11 protein-coding genes are annotated in these 16442 nt (G+C 62.3%); 5 read left to right on the top strand and 6 right to left on the bottom strand.

Annotation, left to right across the window (positions count from 1 at the left end):
- Window position 1 precedes the first annotated feature (1 nt).
- The 5 genes from ACM6I0_RS04170 to ACM6I0_RS04150 all read right to left on the bottom strand — a co-directional run bounded on the left by ACM6I0_RS04170 (window position 2) and on the right by ACM6I0_RS04150 (window position 9959).
- Window positions 2–622, bottom strand: a complete 621-nt coding sequence (locus tag ACM6I0_RS04170) for an SCO family protein (RefSeq protein ID WP_414921537.1) — start codon at window positions 620–622, stop codon at window positions 2–4.
- Window positions 619–1275 carry an SCO family protein gene (locus ACM6I0_RS04165; protein WP_414921536.1) on the bottom strand — a complete coding sequence of 219 codons (657 nt, stop codon included), beginning with the start codon at window positions 1273–1275 and terminating at the stop codon, window positions 619–621. The genes ACM6I0_RS04170 and ACM6I0_RS04165 overlap by 4 nt, the downstream gene beginning before the upstream one ends.
- A 13-nt stretch (window positions 1276–1288) precedes the next feature.
- Window positions 1289–3241 (bottom strand): YncE family protein, encoded by a 1953-nt coding sequence (locus ACM6I0_RS04160; RefSeq protein WP_414921535.1) that lies wholly within the window; start codon window positions 3239–3241, stop codon window positions 1289–1291.
- A gap of 89 nt (window positions 3242–3330) precedes the next feature.
- Window positions 3331–9147 (bottom strand): manganese-oxidizing multicopper oxidase MnxG, encoded by a 5817-nt coding sequence (gene mnxG / locus ACM6I0_RS04155; protein WP_414921534.1) that lies wholly within the window; start codon window positions 9145–9147, stop codon window positions 3331–3333.
- A gap of 203 nt (window positions 9148–9350) precedes the next feature.
- The gene (locus ACM6I0_RS04150) at window positions 9351–9959 is read right to left on the bottom strand and encodes a transglycosylase SLT domain-containing protein (RefSeq protein WP_285436652.1); all 609 of its coding nucleotides are present in this window, start codon (window positions 9957–9959) and stop codon (window positions 9351–9353) included.
- 195 nt (window positions 9960–10154) lie between these two features.
- On the opposite strand from ACM6I0_RS04150, the gene gspG reads away from it, so the two are divergent.
- The 3 genes from gspG to ACM6I0_RS04135 all read left to right on the top strand — a co-directional run bounded on the left by gspG (window position 10155) and on the right by ACM6I0_RS04135 (window position 12541).
- Complete coding sequence (gene gspG, locus ACM6I0_RS04145) at window positions 10155–10589, top strand: type II secretion system major pseudopilin GspG (RefSeq protein WP_285436650.1); 435 nt, start codon at window positions 10155–10157, stop codon at window positions 10587–10589.
- A gap of 14 nt (window positions 10590–10603) precedes the next feature.
- Window positions 10604–11791: a type II secretion system F family protein gene (locus ACM6I0_RS04140; protein ID WP_285436648.1), complete on the top strand. Its 1188-nt coding sequence runs from the start codon at window positions 10604–10606 to the stop codon at window positions 11789–11791.
- A gap of 150 nt (window positions 11792–11941) precedes the next feature.
- A complete protein-coding gene (locus ACM6I0_RS04135; RefSeq protein WP_414921533.1) occupies window positions 11942–12541 on the top strand; it encodes a hypothetical protein in 600 nt (199 codons plus the stop codon).
- 170 nt (window positions 12542–12711) lie between these two features.
- Here the strand turns inward: ACM6I0_RS04135 and ACM6I0_RS04130 are convergent, their stop codons facing one another.
- Window positions 12712–13608, bottom strand: coding sequence for a LysR family transcriptional regulator (locus ACM6I0_RS04130; protein ID WP_414921532.1), 897 nt, complete (start codon window positions 13606–13608; stop codon window positions 12712–12714).
- A 162-nt stretch (window positions 13609–13770) separates the two neighbouring features.
- On the opposite strand from ACM6I0_RS04130, the gene ACM6I0_RS04125 reads away from it, so the two are divergent.
- The gene (locus ACM6I0_RS04125; protein ID WP_414921531.1) at window positions 13771–14790 is read left to right on the top strand and encodes an alpha/beta hydrolase; all 1020 of its coding nucleotides are present in this window, start codon (window positions 13771–13773) and stop codon (window positions 14788–14790) included.
- 67 nt (window positions 14791–14857) lie between these two features.
- On the top strand, window positions 14858–16294 hold the full coding sequence (locus ACM6I0_RS04120; protein WP_414921530.1) for a mechanosensitive ion channel domain-containing protein: 1437 nt from the start codon (window positions 14858–14860) through the stop codon (window positions 16292–16294).
- The last annotated feature ends 148 nt before the right edge of the window (window positions 16295–16442 follow it).

The following is a 16442-nucleotide window of genomic DNA, read 5'->3' as shown; positions in this document are numbered from 1 at the left end:
CTCAACGACCGGCGACTGGCATTGTCAGCAACTGCAAGCGCTGGGCAATGGCGGCAGCCGGCGCATCGGGACGGATCTTGCTCCAGCGTTTGTTGGCCACGTCACCCACGATCAACTGCGTTGAATGCTGCTCGGGGGTCGGCACGATCTGGCCGATGCGCCCCAGTACAAGGTCCATTTGTGCCTTGTCGCCGGTAAGAAAAAGCCAGTGAGGACCATCGACGCCCTGCTTCAAGGTGTAAGCCTTGAGCACCGCTGGCCTGTCCTGCAGCGGATCACTGGTAAGGGAAATAAAGGTGATGCCATCGGCCTTGTCGCCCAGCAACTCACGCACTTCCTTGAGCTTGCGGGTGATCAGTGGGCAGGCATCGGTGCAACTCGTGAACATCACGTTCAACAGCACCACGCGGTTTTGCAGCGCATCGCTGTAGAAGCGCAGGGTGTTGCCGTTCTGGTCCTGCAACGGGGTGTCGGTGAACCAGGTTTTTGCATCATGGGTGCCGGTCGCCGGTTGTGCAGCGGCGACAGCAGGCGCGGGTTCTGCGTGTTCTTCATGAGAAAACGCCAGGAAGCTGATCACGCAAAAACACATGGTAAGGAAGATCAACGCGAGCGCTTTCATGGCAGTTGCTCCATGGCTATGGCGGTGTGTTTGGCGTGGGCGTTGCGCTGGCCGCTGAGCTTCTCGACTTGGCGGGTCAGCACGGTCGGATCGGTGAAGCCGTAATAGCGGGTCCAGTGGCGGCTGTTGCCGTCGCCGACAAGGATCAATGGCTGGTGGCTTTTGAAGTCGCCGCTGAAGGTGCCGAGGCCCTTGAGGGTTTCGTTGATCGATTGCGCGCTGCCCGTCAGCCAGCTCCAGCCCGGTCCGTTCTGGAAGTTGCGTGCGTAGTCGTTCAGGCGCTTGGCGTCATCGCGCTGCGGGTCGATGCTGATCGACACCAGTTGCACTTCACCGCCGACCCGCGCGCCGAGCTGTTTCTGCACCTTGCCCATGATCGAGGACACCACCGGGCACACCGTGGTGCAGCTGGTGTAGATGAAGCTCATGACCACGATCTTGTTGGTCACCAGATCCTTTTCAAGACGCACCGCTTTACCGTTCTGGTCCACCAGCGCGACGTCGGCGAATTTGACCTGGGCGCTTTCCGACGTGGCGCTCTTGGCCGGCATGTCATGCCCGGAATGCTCATCCGCCGAGTGCGCCAGGGCTTGACCGATACCGGCGGCCAGCAGGCAAAACGTCAGCAGTCCACGGTGTGCGAATCGCTTCATGTCGGTTTCCTCTTCAGTGGGCATCGCCGGGCAACACCCGAACGCTGGCAAAGGTCGTGTCATCGAAATTCGCGCCCAGGGACGCCGCCCGCACGTGCACGTACCAGGCGCCGTTCTGGTCGAGATTCACCGGGGCTTCATAAATGCCGTTGCCCACTTCCAGCGCGGCGACCTGCTGAGCCCGGGACGTCGGGGCGCGGAAATAGCGCACCTGAACGTCCTTGACCCCGCTGCGCTGCACTTTCTGTTTGCCTTCGACGATGCGAAAGCGCACGACATAGGGACTGCCGAGGGCGGCGGTGGATTTGTCGAGCATGAACTCCACTTTCGGCACGCCTGCATGCTGTTGAAGGTTCTTGTCCGGCTCCACCAGCGCCGTGAAGCAATGGATGATGTTCGGCTGGTTGAGCAGGAACGCCACGTCAAAGCGCCCCGCTGCCGGCAGTTTGATCCGCGCGCTGTACAGCCCAGGCTCGACCTCGCGCAGGCTGCGGTCGATGACCATCGCCGCGCGCGCCACTTGCCCGCGATTGGGGTAACCGGACATCGGCGCGTTCATGCCTTCGGCGTAGAAATAGGTGGTGTTGTCCACCGGGTTGACCACGAACACCGCGTTGTCATCGCGCGACACCGCCAGGCTCGAAGCCAGTGGCAAATCACCGGCCAGCCGTGGCGCCTGAGGCCCGGCTTCGAAACCCTGGCTGATCGGCGTGCGACCGGCCCCGAGTGACGACAGGTTGATCATCGTGACTTTGGCCGAGGCCAGACCGCGCACATAGGCATAGGCCTTGGTGAACACCACTTGATAGGGTTCGGCGGACACGTCCAGTTCATGGATCAGCGAATCGGTGGCTGCATCGATCACCGCCACCTGGTTTTCCAGAGTGTTAAGGACGATGCCGAAACGCCCGTCGGCGCTGAAACCCATCGGGCCCAGGCCCTGCTTCATCTTGATCACACGGCGTACGGCCAGGCTGCTGGTGTCGACCACGGTGACGGTGCCATCCTTGCCATCGGCGACATAAATCGCCTGGGACAGCGGCGAGTACGCCACCGACAGCGGGTGCGAACCGGTCTTGAGCTGCTTGCTCAGGGTCAGGCTGGCAATCTCGATAATGCTCAGGGTGCCGTCGTCGCGGTTACTGACGAAGGCGTAACGGCTGTCTTTGCTGAAGGCGATTTCATGGTGCCCGGCCCCGGTGGCCAGATGTTTGAGCGGCTTGAGGCTGCGGGCGTCGATCACCGTGACGCCGGATTCCTCGACAGTTTTGGCATTGTTGCCCACCCACAACAGGCGCTCGTCCGGTTGCAAGGCCACGCGCACCGGGTTGCTGCCGGCGGCGACCGAGTCGAGCAACTTGAATTGCGCGCTGTCGATCACGGCAACTTCGTTGGCGGTCGGCATGGAAACGAACACCCGCTTGTTGTCCTTGGGGGTGACCCAATCCATCGGTGGCTGCTTGATGTCGATACGTGCCAGGGTGCTGGTGATGCCGCCCACCGAGACCGAGGGGTCGACCACCGAAACGCTGGCGTCGCGGTTCATCACCAACAGGAAGTAGCTGTTGAGGTCGAGCATCGGCCGTGCACCGATGCTTGATTTGAGGAACACCCCAACCCGTGCCTTGCAGCTTTGTTCACGGCCCTGGGCCTGGTCGGCGGCGACGGTTTCCGGATCGAGCCAGGCGCCGGGGTTCACCCCCGACAACGGCTGGCCCGAGGCACTGTCGGTGACCCGGAACTGCACGTCGGCAAACTCGCCTTCACGCAACACGCCATCTTTGGCCAATGGCTTGACCTCCAGCGCCACCGACACACCGTCGCGGGAGAGGTTCTGAGCGCTCCAGGTGTCCGGCAGGGCAACCTCGCTCAGCATGCTTGGCGGCGCGGTGCGCCATACGCCCAAGCTGATGAGCGCCACCGCAACGACCAGTACGCCAACGGTGATTCTGATAGTCCTGTTCATACAACGCTCCCCTCACAGATCTGTGTCTGCCTCATCCCTTGTAGGAGCGAGCCTGCTCGCTCCCACAAAAACCGTGTCGCTCACTCGTCTTACGGTGCCGGCGCTGGTTCAGGCTCGTTGGTCACCCGCAACAATCCCCAAAGCCCTGCGGTGTTGCCGTACGCGCCGTAGTCGCGGAACAGGTAGTCGCCCGGGATCGCGTTGCTGCCACCGGCGCTGGGGTGCATGAAGCTGAAGTGCGCCGCCGGCAGGATGCTTTCGTGGGCGCCGACGTACATCGACATCGGGTTGAAACCGAAGCGCACGGACCCCACGCCAGGGGTGGCCATCGGATAACCACCGGTGTCGCTCTTCTCCGACTGGAACGGATTCACCGACCAGACGTGACCATCGAGCTGGAAGGTCGAACCACGGCTGCCACCGGTCGGCATCAGGATGTGGGTACGGAACGGTTGCCCCGGTTTCACATACAGCACCGGCGTTTGCGGATCGCCTCCCACCAGTGCGTTGCTGAAGGCCATGTGCGCGTTGGGAACGTCACCGTAACCATGGCCGTCGGCGTGGCCGAATGGCGCGTCCGGTGGCAGGCCAAAGCGGAACCACATCGGCTCGGTCTTGTAGTTGATGGCCATGCTCGAGTTGTCCTGCGGATCCGTCGGCACACCGGCCTCCGAGGCAATGCCTTCCACCGGACGACCGTTGGCCCAGCGCATGTTCAAGGCCTTCTGCCAGACCATCGCAAAATCGCGGTAGGTGGTTTGCCCGGGCGCGGTGACAGTCGCCGAGACTTTGCGCGCATCATCGACCCAGGTGGCGCCGATCGGCAGGATGCTCATCGCCCCCCCCAGGCCTTTTTGCGGCTGCTTGATCACGTCCGCCGGGGTGAAATTCAACCCGCCGAACTCCACGGCCGTGGCGTTGATGTTGTCGACGTTGCGGCCCAGTTGCGAGATCGGTTTGCCTTCGCGCTCCAGGTGCCCGGCGTAGTACTGATAGGTACGGCTCGGGTACGCCCCGGTGTTGCCTACCCGTGGCGGAACGGTCTGGATCGGGTTGGTGCCAACGTTGGTGCCGTCGGATTTGGTGATGTCGTACGCCAGCAATTGTGCATGCAGGCCCACGGTACTGGAGGGCCGCATCAGGTTATTGCTGAAGGTGGTCGAACCCTCGCCATTGTTCCGATCGCGCTTGACCATGCCCATCACCGTCGCGGTCTGGGTCAGGTCCGGCATCACGCTGGGCAGGCGGTTTTCCAGGGTGATGTTGATGCAGTCACCCGCCGTCGCGCGCAGCACCAGCGGTTCGACAGGCACACCGGGTTTGAGCTTGCCGGTGACCGGATCGAGGTCTGATTTGCGCACATACAGGATCGCGGTCGGGTCATGCAGCGGCCCGCTTTGCCCGCCGATGGTAAACGTCGTACCCTCCTGGGGATCACTGACCGTGACCTGAGGAATGTTCACGGCTCGCGAGTTGTACACCAGGGTGCCACCTGCTGCATTCAACGGCCCGCCGACGTGTTGGCCGATGCCGGCCGGATCGCCCATGGACAGGTTCAACGGATTGCCGAGGATGTCATTGGCCAGCGCGGCAACCACTTCATAGTTGCGTTGCACCGTCGGCCGCGTGCCGATGCCGTTCGGGTTAGCGCTGATCCGTGGGCAGACGCCGTCAAACGCCACGGTGTTGCGCACACCCGCCGGTTTCGGGTTGTTCGGCAGCGCGAACAGGTCGCTGCGTTGCGCGGTGTAGTTGCGCATCACGCCCCAGATCCCGCTCCAGTAGCCTTCCAGAGAAGCGTCCATCGAGTACAGGTAATCGCCCGTGGTCGCCGCAGCACTGGACATCATCGAGACCGGCGCAATGAAGCCCATCTGCTCGGAAATCCCGATCATTTGCGAAGAGCGCCAGCCGGAGTTGGAGCTGTTGCCGTAACCGGAACCGCTTTGCAGCCACTTCACGCCATGCAGGGTCACGTTGTGCTCTTCTTCGTGACCGCCGGCATGCACCCGCAGCCGCACGTTGTCACCGGTGTAGGTGCGCAGCATCGGGGTGAACGGGTCACCCGGTTCCGCGCCGCCACGGTTGATGTGCGGCGGGAACAGCGTGGTGCCGCCGGTTGGGCCGGTGGCGGCGGTAATCAGGTTCGGCGCCAGGTTCATCGCCGGGATCGCGCGGTCGGTGCGGCTTTGCATGGCGTACGCCAGGTCACCGCCCAGGCCGTCGGCCTGCATGCCACGCTTGCCGTCCGGGCCGACCTTGTTCGGGTCGTACACCCGCAGGGCCAGCGGTTCGTTGCGGTAATTGACCACGAACATGCCGGGGTCATCAACCGAGATGGCTTGCGGGCAAGGCCGGCTTGGGCAACCGGGCGTCAGTCCTCCGCGCGCCTCGATCACTTGTTCCAGCAAGGTCTCGGCTTCTTTGCGTACCGGCGGATTGATCGCGTAACGGAAGCTGTCCGCGGTGGCCGGGAAGGCTTGCGCATTGGGCACGCCGTTAGGGCCGGCGCCAACATACACACCGGCTTCATAGGCGTGCTGGAAGTCGCTGTATTCGAGGAAGAACTCACGGAAGCTGTCGTTCTTGCCGTCACCGTCCAGGTCCCCGGTGGACACCACCGCCTGCCACGACGTCGGCCCGCCGTCCTGCCGTGCGCCGCTGTACAACGGCTCGCCGGTTTCGGCGTGGAACCAGGTCGAACCGGCCGGTTCAGCCAGCACGGTGGCGTACAGGCCAATCTGTTGGTGAGTCGATGGGCCGAGGTGGTCGTGGGTGAAAATGGTCCCAAGGCCTCGGTCGACGCCTTTGCTGTTCACCACCGGATCGACAAACCAGCGTTGCATCGCGGTGCGCGCGCCGAGCCAATCGGCGCGGCCAAACTGGCCGAAGTACGGGTGGCTCTTGGCGTTCGGGCAGGCCGGGGTGCCGTCACGGGGATCGGTGCCCTGGCACTGGTTGAACTCGCGAATGGCGTGGATGCGTTCTTGCACGGCACCTGGGGAAAGCACGCCGTCTTCGTAGTTCCAGCCGTTGGCCGAACCGTCGGCGGCCGTCAGGTCCCATTTCGGCAGGTGGATATGCTGACCGATCACGTCGGTCGGTGTGCGCACTTGATAGTCGTCCATTTCATAGACGGCTGGCACCAGGTTGGTTTGCTGGTACTGCACGCAGTCGAAGGTGTTCATGCGCATCACCAGCGGCTCTGGTGGACGCTGCTTGGTGATCACCGGCCAGGCGTCTTCCCACAGCGCCAGAATGCGCGCTTGCGGGAAGTGGTAACCGACCTTGTTGTAGACCGCATCGAACTGGATGTTCGCGGCTTTGTAGATGCGCGGCCGGTCGGCGGTGAACGTCGAGGAACCGCTATAGGACATGCCATCGACTCGCTCGCCACTATTGAACTCGCCGATGCCGGCACTGCTGGTCAGGCGTTTTTGCCGATCGTCCATGCACGGTTCGTAGTACGGCGCGCCGGCCATCGGCAACGCACCGTTGGTGCGGAAGTTGCGCGCCACCACTTGGTTGCCCGGCAGCACGGCGAAGCTTGGGTGTTCCTTTTTGGCGTGGAACGCCATGGCCGCCTGTTCGACTTCGGTGCCTTCTTCAGGCACGTAAAGCGGCTTGGCGCGGGTCACTTCCTTGGAGAAATCCAGGGACGTGGTCACGGTGTGCGCCTGGCCACCGGAGGAAAATCCGCCCAGCGAATGACGTCCCAGGCCGCCGTCCCAACCACCGGACTGCGCCGGATCGAGGTTGGCCCACAAGGCATTGCCGCTGCTTTTCAGGGCTTGCGCCTTGGCAGAGTCGAGCATGTCCAGCGGTGGGGTTGGCGGGCGTTGGCCAACCGACGTTTCCATGCCGCCGATCCAGAACGGATAGCCCGGGTTTTTCAGGCTGCCGTCGGCATTGCGGTTGGCTTCACTGCGATCCACCAGTGCCAGGGAACCGATGGCCTGAGCGCCGCCGCTGCCACCGTGGTGTTCGCCGTCGTCACCCGCTTCATCGTCATCGCCACCGGCGACCAGGGTTTCGCCGATTTTCGGCACCACCGCGACTTTGCCTGGCATCGGCGCCATCGCCTTGCCCGGCAACGGCACGACCGCAGGAATCGGCGTACCGGCAACGATTTCACCATCGGGCAAGGCCCGGGCGCCGGCGGCCGGTTTCCCGCTGCGCAGGGCATAAGGTTCGCTGTGAAAACCGTCGACGCTCTGTTGCGAGACTTCGAGTTTGGTGCCTTCCTCGAAGACATCATGGACCCGCCACATGCTCCACATGCCTTGGGCAAAATGCGGATAGAAGTGGCAGTGGTAGATCGCATCGCCGGCAACGCGGTTGCGGTTACCTGAACCGCCGTTGGCGATTTCATAGGTGTAGCCGGCACCCGGGCCGATGCCTTGGGCGTCGACATAGTCGGAATTGTCGTCGTTGGGGTTGAACAGCCATTGATGGCCGTGCAGATGGAAAATGTGCTGCTCGTGACCGTTGTGGGTGTTGCGGAATTTGACGAAGTCGCCGATGTAGCTGTGGTTGACGTTGGACGGTTCGGACGGATACAGCGCCATGGTCGCCTTGACCCCGACCTGATCGGCGCGCGGTGTTTCACCGGGGCGAATGCCTTCCAGACCGGCGTTGGCCGGCACGTCCACCAGCATCGCGACGTCGCCCACGGTGTGCGAGCTGAGGAAGAACTCTTCATAGGCGCAGGACAGGCAATCGTGCATCGGCCCCACGCCCAAGCGGTTGGCGACGACCTCGGCGCCCATGCCGCCGGAGCCGTAGTTGATCATGAACGAATCGCGGGTCGGCTCCAGCACGTGGGCCATGACCGGGTCCGCCCAGTAAGCGGGGAATGCCTGGGTGGCAGCGGTTTCATCCTGGAACTGTGAAGCGAAATCTCGGAATGGCTCCAGGCGGTTGGGGATCGCCGGGTTGCGTTTGCCGATGGCTTCCAGCGGATAGGTCGATGGCGGGAAGCTGCCATCGGCATTGCTGCCCATCACAATCGCGTCGCTCTCGCTGGATATGATTTCATTGCCGTCGACCATGCTGATGATCGGCGTGCCGGCCTTGCCTTCACGGATCCACGGTTCGCGCTGCGGGTAGCGCGCCTGGTAATCGACGATCGGCTGACCGGCCGGCGTGCGCCCGACACTGGCCAGGCGCATCTCTTCTTCGGTAACGGTGTTGCGGTAGGTGCGCCCGCCCTTCGGCACCACCACCACCTGGCCGAACAGGCCGTTGGCCACGTTGCCCGCATCGCCTTCACCACCGAAGGTCGCGCCACGGCTGCTGGCCGCGAATGCGCCTTCGCGCTCGGCGTACAAGGTGTAGGAACGGGTGCCACCAGGAGCGATCAATGCATTGGCATTGCGCCCGGTGTACGAGGCAATGTCATCGATGCTGTTGACCGCTTGCATGCCGTTGACCTGGAAGCCGACATGCCGGTCGGTGACTTGCTCATCGACCTTGAAGTGGTCGACGTTGCCGACTTCGATTTCGCCCTCGACCCCGCCATCGGCGTTTTCGTGGCCGCCGGGGTTGGCCTGGTAAGCCAGCAAGTTTTGCAGGTTGATGGTCAGGCAGTCACCGGCGGCCACCCTTAATACCAAAGGACGCGGACGCTTGTCGGGCCGCAGCGAGACTTTGCCCGGCACTGCCGCGCCGCCCTGGGCCAGGGACATATTACGGTCGTCGACCACGTCACGCCGCAGGGCGAACATCATGCCATTGGCGTTCTGCGCACCGAGGCGGTTGAACATCAAAGGCTGGTCGAGCGCCACGATGTTAGCCACCAGATTACGCTCGCAGCGTGCGGCGGCTTCTGCCATCTCGATGCCAAACATTGGCGCTAGAAACAGCAGCAGGTTAAGCAGGTGATGAGCGTGGGGTATGCCGGTCATGATCACGGGCCTCGCTGTGGGTGCTCACAGGGAAAATCTCGACAAATCCCCTTGAGCAAACCGCATGCCATAAATAATTTAGTTATATTTCAGCTAGTTAGCGCAACGACTTGATAACTCGGGGGATATTCCCCATTTATTCCCCACTTTTCGGCCCGGTCCCTGTTACCCCAACATTGGGGGAACATCCCCAAGCCTGCCGATCACAACGGCGCGTCCACCGCCAGGCCTTGCAAGCGGCGGTATTGGCGCAGGACGCTGGGCACGTAACGCTGGGTTTCGGCGAACGGCGGGATCACTCCGCCACGGCTGAGCACCGCTTGCGGCCCGGCGTTGTAGGCCGCCACGGCGAGGGCAATGTCATTGTCGAAAAGTGTCATCAGGTGCTTGAGGTATTTGGCGCCGCCCTGGATGTTGGCTTTCGGGTCGTAGACATTCTTGACCCCCATCTCCCGGGCGGTCTCAGGCATCAACTGCATCAGCCCGCCGGCGCCTTTGGGCGATGTCGCATCCGAGTTGTAGCGCGACTCCTCGCGGATCACTGCATGCAGCAACGCCGCCGGCAACTCATTGGCCGTGGCGGCCGCCGAAACCAGTTCGGCATAGGGCTGCCGAGCAATCATCTGGGGCTGTTGATCAAGGCTGACCAGCGCTTTTTCCGGCTCATGAATAACCCGCTCGTACTTACGGCCGGGACGGTGAACATTGGACAGCACGTAGCTGCCCTTGGCATCCACGGAAACGAACACATCAGCCTGGGCGACGCTGGTCAGCAGCAAACAGCCGAGCAGTCCTGCGGTGAGTGTTTTCATTATTTTTCCTCCCCTGCCCGGCCCCGAAAAATGGGGGTAATGCCCCAATGGCCGGTAGTGAACCAGCCATACGCAAGCACTGTGCCGAAAGCGCAAAGCCCCGTAATACGGGGCTTGCACAAGGATGGGTGGGGGTGAGCATGGCAATTGCATAGGCCTACATGGCGACCCTTCTGCCGACTGTGTGAGGTCATCATGAATCAGCGTTTGCGTTCCGCCCCGCGTACTCAAAGCGGGTTCACCCTGCTCGAACTGTTGGTGGTGCTGGTGGTACTGGGGCTGTTGGCCGGCATCGTCGCGCCGAAGTATTTCGCCCAGCTGGGCCGCTCCGAAGTGAAGGTGGCCAAGGCGCAAATCGAAGGCCTGGGCAAAGCCCTGGATCTTTACCGCCTTGAGGTTGGCCATTACCCGTCGACCGAACAGGGTTTGCAGGCGCTGATCACCGCGCCCAGCGATGAAACCCACTGGACCGGGCCTTACTTGCAGAAAAAATTGCCGCTGGACCCGTGGGGCCGTAGCTACACCTACCGCTGCCCCGGTGAAAACGGCGAGTACGACTTGCTGTCCATGGGCAAGGACGGCCAACCCGGCGGCGAAGGCGAAAACGCCGAAATCACCAGCTGGCAGTGACGGGAGAAGCGACCATGCGCTTTCATCTCAAGGCCGTGGGCAAGGCCGGTGTGGTCTCGATGACCGTCGAGGCACCCGGCCACAGTGAAGCCCGGCACATCGTCGAGGACCAGGGCTTGCGGGTGGTCAGCCTGCACGCCGAGCGACACTGGCGCGCGTTGCGGCTGCAAAAGCGCGAGACCTTCAACCTGGTGTTGTTCAGCCAGGAATTGACCACGCTGCTCAACGCAGGCCTGCCGCTGATCGATGCGCTGGAAAGCCTGGCGGAGAAAGAAACCGCGCCACAGGCCCGCAAAACCTTGAGCGAACTGGTGCGCCTGCTTTATGAAGGCAAATCGTTCTCCCAGGCCTTGGCGCAGTTGTCGGCGGTGTTCCCTCCGTTGTATGTGGCGCTGGTGCAGTCCAGCGAGAAGACCGGTGCCGTGGGCGATGCCCTGGGCCGCTATGTCAGCTATCGCCAGCGCATGGACGAAGTTCGGCAAAAAATCGTCAGCGCGTCGATCTACCCGCTGCTGTTGCTGGTGGTGGGCGGTGGCGTGGTGCTGTTTTTGATGGGCTACGTGGTGCCGCGCTTCAGTCTGGTGTTCGAAGGCCTGGGGTCGAACCTGCCGTGGCTGTCGCAAGTGCTGATGAGCAGCGGGATGTTCCTGCACGCGCACCAGGGGGAATTCTTCGGCGCCTTGCTGGCAATCATCGTCGCCCTCGTCTTTCTGCAACGCCAACCGGCGTTTCGTCGGGGCGTGGACCGGGTGATCGAAAAACTCCCGGCGGTCCATCAGCGCATCTTCATGTACGAACTGGCGCGCTTCTATCGCTCGCTGGGAATCCTGCTACAAGGCGGCATCCCCCTCGTCACCGCCATGGGCATGGTCCGCGGCCTGCTCACCGTCGCCTCCCGCGCACGCCTGGACCAGGCCTGCGAACGGGTACGCGAGGGGCAATCGCTGTCCACCGCGCTGGAACTCAACCACTTGGTGACCCCGGTGTCCCTGCGCCTGCTGCGTGCGGGCGAACAGTCCGGCAACCTTGGCCAGATGATGGAGCGCAGCGCCGACTTCTACGACGAGGAAATCAGCCGCTGGATCGAATGGTTCGTACGCCTGTTCGAACCCTTGCTCATGACCTTCATCGGCCTGCTGATCGGGGTCATCGTTATCCTGATGTACATCCCGATTTTCGAGCTGGCCTCAAGTATTCACTGACCCTCTGGAACGGGGTTGAGTTGTACCGTTCATCGCTCATCCAAGGTGCAACTGAATTAATCGGCGCGCTGTGGTGTTCACCCTATGAATCGAGCAGCACGTTGCATTGTTCATCAACGTTCCAACCTGAACAACAAGACGGAGAACGACATGCACATCAACAAGCTTTTACTTGCAGTAGCTATTGGCGCAGTTCTGTCGGCGTCTACGGTATTGATACCGGACAGCCTGTCCGGTATGTCGAGTGCTCAGGCCAAGGAGGGTGGTAGCGGCGGAGGCGGCGGTGGCTCTGGCGGTGGTGGGGGCGGCTCTGGTGGTGGCGGTGGCGGCTCAGGCGGTGGTGGCGGCGGATCCGGTGGAGGTGGTGGTGGTAATGGCGGTGGCGGCGGCAGTGGTGGAAGCGGTGGCGGCGGCAATGGCGGCAGTCACGGTGGAAGCGGCAGCGGCGGCAACAGTGGCAGCGGCGGCAGTCACAGCGGCAGCGACCATGGCTCGGGACACTCCGGCGACTCGGCCTCATCCGGGCGCAGCGGCGCTCACTCCGAAGCCGGCGACGATCACGGCGCTCATCGCGCAGGGGAAATGGGTGATGACCACGGTGTCCATCGTGCCGGTGAAATCGGCGATGACCACGGCGTCCATCGTGCCGGTGAAATCGGTGATGACCACGGTGTTCATCGCGCCGGTGAGATCGGTGATGACCACGGTGTTCATCGTGCCGGTGAACCTGGCGATGACAAAAGGACCTGATAACCACTGACCAGAGGAACACTACAAATCCCTGTGGGAGCGACGGTGCGACGATTCGACCTGCTCGCGATGGCGGAGTGTCAGACAACATCAATGTTGGATGACAGATCTCTATCGCGAGCAGGTCGAATCGTCGCACCGTCGCTCCCACAATGGAATTGTGTTCGGCTCTACAACCCGCCCGCAGCCTGATCCAGCCGCTCGCGCAAAAACTCGATCAGCGCCTGCACCGGTCGCGAACTCTGGCGATGCTGCGGGTACACCGCCGATAACGTCAGTGGCGGCGGACGAAACTCGTCCAGCACCGGGACCAGCCGGCCATCCTTCAGCGCCGCGCCGACAATGAACGTCGGCAAGTACGTGATCCCCATCCCGGCCACCGCCGCATCCCTGAGCAGTTCACCGTTGTTGACGCGCATCCTGCCCGTCACGTTGACCGTCAGCGGCTTGCCCTGCCCTTCGAAACGCCATTGCACCTGACGACCGTGGCCGTAGGGCAGGCAATCATGGCTGTGCAAGTCTTCCGGTTTGAGCGGCGTGCCGCGCTCGGTCAGGTAAGCCGGGCTGGCGCAATACACGCGCTGGATCGCGGCGATGCGGCGTGCAATCAGCGTTGAGTCTTCCAGGGTGCCGATGCGCAGCGCCAGGTCGTAACCCTCGCCGAGCAAATCCACCGGGCGGTCGCTCAAATCCACCTCCACGGTGACGTCGCGATAGCGCTGCAAAAACACCGGCAACAAACACCCCAGATGCGCCAGCGCAAACGACAACGGTGCGCTCACGCGAATGGTCCCGCGTGGCTCGGTGGTCTGACCGGCGATGCCCTGCTCCACTTGCTCGACTTCGCCAAGCAGGCGCAAGGCCGACTCGTAATAACTCTGCCCCAGTGGCGTGACGTCCAGCCGTCGTGTGGAACGATTGAGCAAGCGCACGCCCAACCGCTCTTCAAGCTGCATCAAGCGGCGGCTGACGAACTGCTTGGACAGCCCCAATTGATCCGCTGCCGAGGTGAAACTGCCGGAGTCCATGACCTGGCAAAAAATACGCATATCTTCGAACGGGTTCATTGTCGCGCCCTGGTTGACAGTAAAACACTTTATAGCCGCTTTTTCCGTTTTCGGCACCCCATTAATCTGTGTCCACGGTGTTGCTGAGGCCTGAACGACAGAGCCGGCAGCAACCTGACCCTTAGGTACTCAACGTCGAAAAACTTAAAAAGGATTTACCCCATGAACATCGTCAAAAAAACCCTGACTGCCTCCCTCCTCGCCCTCTCCATCGGCAACGCTTTTGCCGCTGGCAGCCCGGGTGTCGAACACACGACCCAAGCTTTCCTCGAAGCCCTGGCGGCGGGTGGTGGCAAGCCGCTTGAACAGCTGAGCCCTGTCGATGCCCGTGCGGTTCTGACCGGTGCGCAAAACTCGGTGAAGGTTGATCTGTCGGGTGTGGACGTCAGCGACCGCGCCATCAAGGTCGATGGACAAACCATCAACCTGAAAATCGTGCGGCCGGCCAAGGTCAAAGGCGAATTGCCGGTGTTCATGTTCTTCCACGGTGGCGGTTGGGTGTTGGGCGATTACCCGACTCACCAGCGCCTGATCCACGACCTGGTGGTCGGCTCCGGCGCGGTCGCGGTGTATGTCGGTTACACCCCGTCGCCGGAAGCGCACTACCCGACCGCAATCAACCAGGCCTACGCCGCGACCCGTTGGGTGGCTGAACACGGCAAAGACATCGGCGTCGATGGCAAGCGCCTGGCCGTGGCCGGCAACAGCGTCGGCGGCAACATGGCGGCAGTCGTGGCCTTGATGGCCAAGGAACAGAAAACCCCGGCGCTACGCTTCCAGCTGTTGATGTGGCCAGTGACCAACGCGCAGTTCGACAGCGGCTCGTACCAGCAATTTGCCGAGGGCCACTTCCTCACCAAAGGCATGATGAATTGGTTCTGGGACAACTACACCACCGACCAGGCTGAGCGTGCGCAGATCCATGCCTCGCCGTTGCGAGCCAGCGCCGAGCAGCTCAAAGGCCTGCCCGCCGCGCTGGTGCAAACCGCCGAGTTCGACGTGTTGCGTGACGAAGGCGAAGCCTATGCCCGCCACCTCGACGCCGCCGGTGTGCCGGTCACGGCGGTGCGCTACAACGGCATGATTCACGACTTCGGCTTGCTCAATCCGCTGAGCCAGATTCCGGAAGTGAAAGCGGCGGTGCGTCAGGCGGCACTGGAACTCAAGACTCATCTGAACTAAGCACTGCCAAAAAGCCTGCCCTCGTGCAGGCTTTTTCCCGTCTGCCTTGTGAAAACGGAGTTTCCCCATGTCCTTCGTCCTTGCTCATTTGCTGTCCTGGAGCGCCCTGCTGCTGGTGATCGACGCGGTGCTCTGGCAACTCGCGCCGTTCAAGCATCGCGTTACCCGGGTCGGTGTGCGACTGGCGCTGTTCGTGATGTTCAGCGCGCTGGTCATCAACGCTGGCGTCAGCCCGTTACTGGCGCCGCAGTTTGCCGAGGATCGCGTGGTGCAACTGGGCGCCACGGCGCTGGGGATTCTCTGGTGGTTGTACGCGGCACGGGTGCTCACCGAAGTCATCGGCCTGGTGCTGATGCGTCGCATCGGTCACAGCGGTCGATTGCTGCAAGATGTCATCGGCGCGCTGGTGTTTCTGGTGGCCATTGTGGCGGCGGCTGGTTATGTGCTGGAACTGCCGGTCAAAGGGTTACTGGCGACGTCCGGGGTGGTGGCCATCGTTGTCGGTCTGGCGCTGCAAAGCACCTTGAGCGACGTGTTTTCCGGGATCGTACTCAACACCACCAAGCCGTATCAGGTCGATGACTGGATCGTGATCGATGGCGTCGAAGGCAAAGTGCTCGACATCGACTGGCGCGCGACTCACCTGCTGACCAGTGCCGGCAGCACGGCGGTGGTGCCGAACTCAGTCGCAGCGAAAGCGAAAATCGTCAACCTGAGTCGTCCCGCCAACATGCACGGGGTGTCGATCAGTATTCAGGTGCCCAACCACATTCGCCCGCGTCGGGTGCTGGATGCACTGGAGCGCACACTGCAGGGCAGCAGCAGCTTGCTGCTCAATCCGGCCCCCAAAGCGGTGCTCAAAGAGGCCGGCGAAACCATGTCCATATACGTGGCCAGCGGCTTTATCGCCGAGCTTGGGAAAAAGAGCGAGGTGCGCAACCAACTGTTCGACCTGGCCCATCGGCACCTGGAAGCGGCGGGTATTTCCCGGCAGCTCGATGGCGTAATTGAGCCGACGACCCGCGCGCGGGCATTGCTTGATGAAGTGAAAATCTTCCGTTCCCTGAGCGAGGATGAGCGTGATCAGATGGCTCAGTCGATGGTCCCGCAGCAGTACGCCGCAGGCCAGGTGGTGTTGGCAGTGGGCGACGTACCGGACAGCCTGATGGTGATCGCCACGGGTGTGGTCAGCGCCACCGTGCCCGATGGCACCGGGCAAACCGAAGCCGGACGCATGGGCCCCAGCGAAGTGATGGGCGAACAAAGCATCCTCACCGATACGCCGTCCCAGGCGACCTTTACTGCGTTGACGTCGTGCATCATTTACCGGATAGACAAGTCCCTGACTCGCCAGTGCATGGAGCAACGGGTTGAAGTGGGTCGGGCGCTGAACAAGTTGCAAGCGGTGCGTACGCAAAACAGTCGGTTGGCGTTGCTGGCCAAACCCGCGCCGATCAAGAAAGGCGGATTTCTGAGTTGGCTGCAGAAACGTCAGCCTGTGTGACGGGTTAGACGGTCATGTTGGAGTTGGGGCTGGGGTTGGGGTTGGGGTTGGGGTTGGGGTTGGGTACATATCCGTTTTTTTGGTGACGGCGAATATTGGTTCCGCCCTGACGGCGGGTTACTTGGAAGCGCCTGCGCGGCCCGGCGCT

Origin of the sequence: Pseudomonas sp. IT-P294 (assembly GCF_949767865.1) — a bacterium.
In the GTDB taxonomy this organism is placed as follows: Bacteria; Pseudomonadota; Gammaproteobacteria; order Pseudomonadales; family Pseudomonadaceae; genus Aquipseudomonas.
Note: the sequence above shows the minus strand (reverse complement) of the source record. Positions and strands in the feature narration are given on the sequence as shown.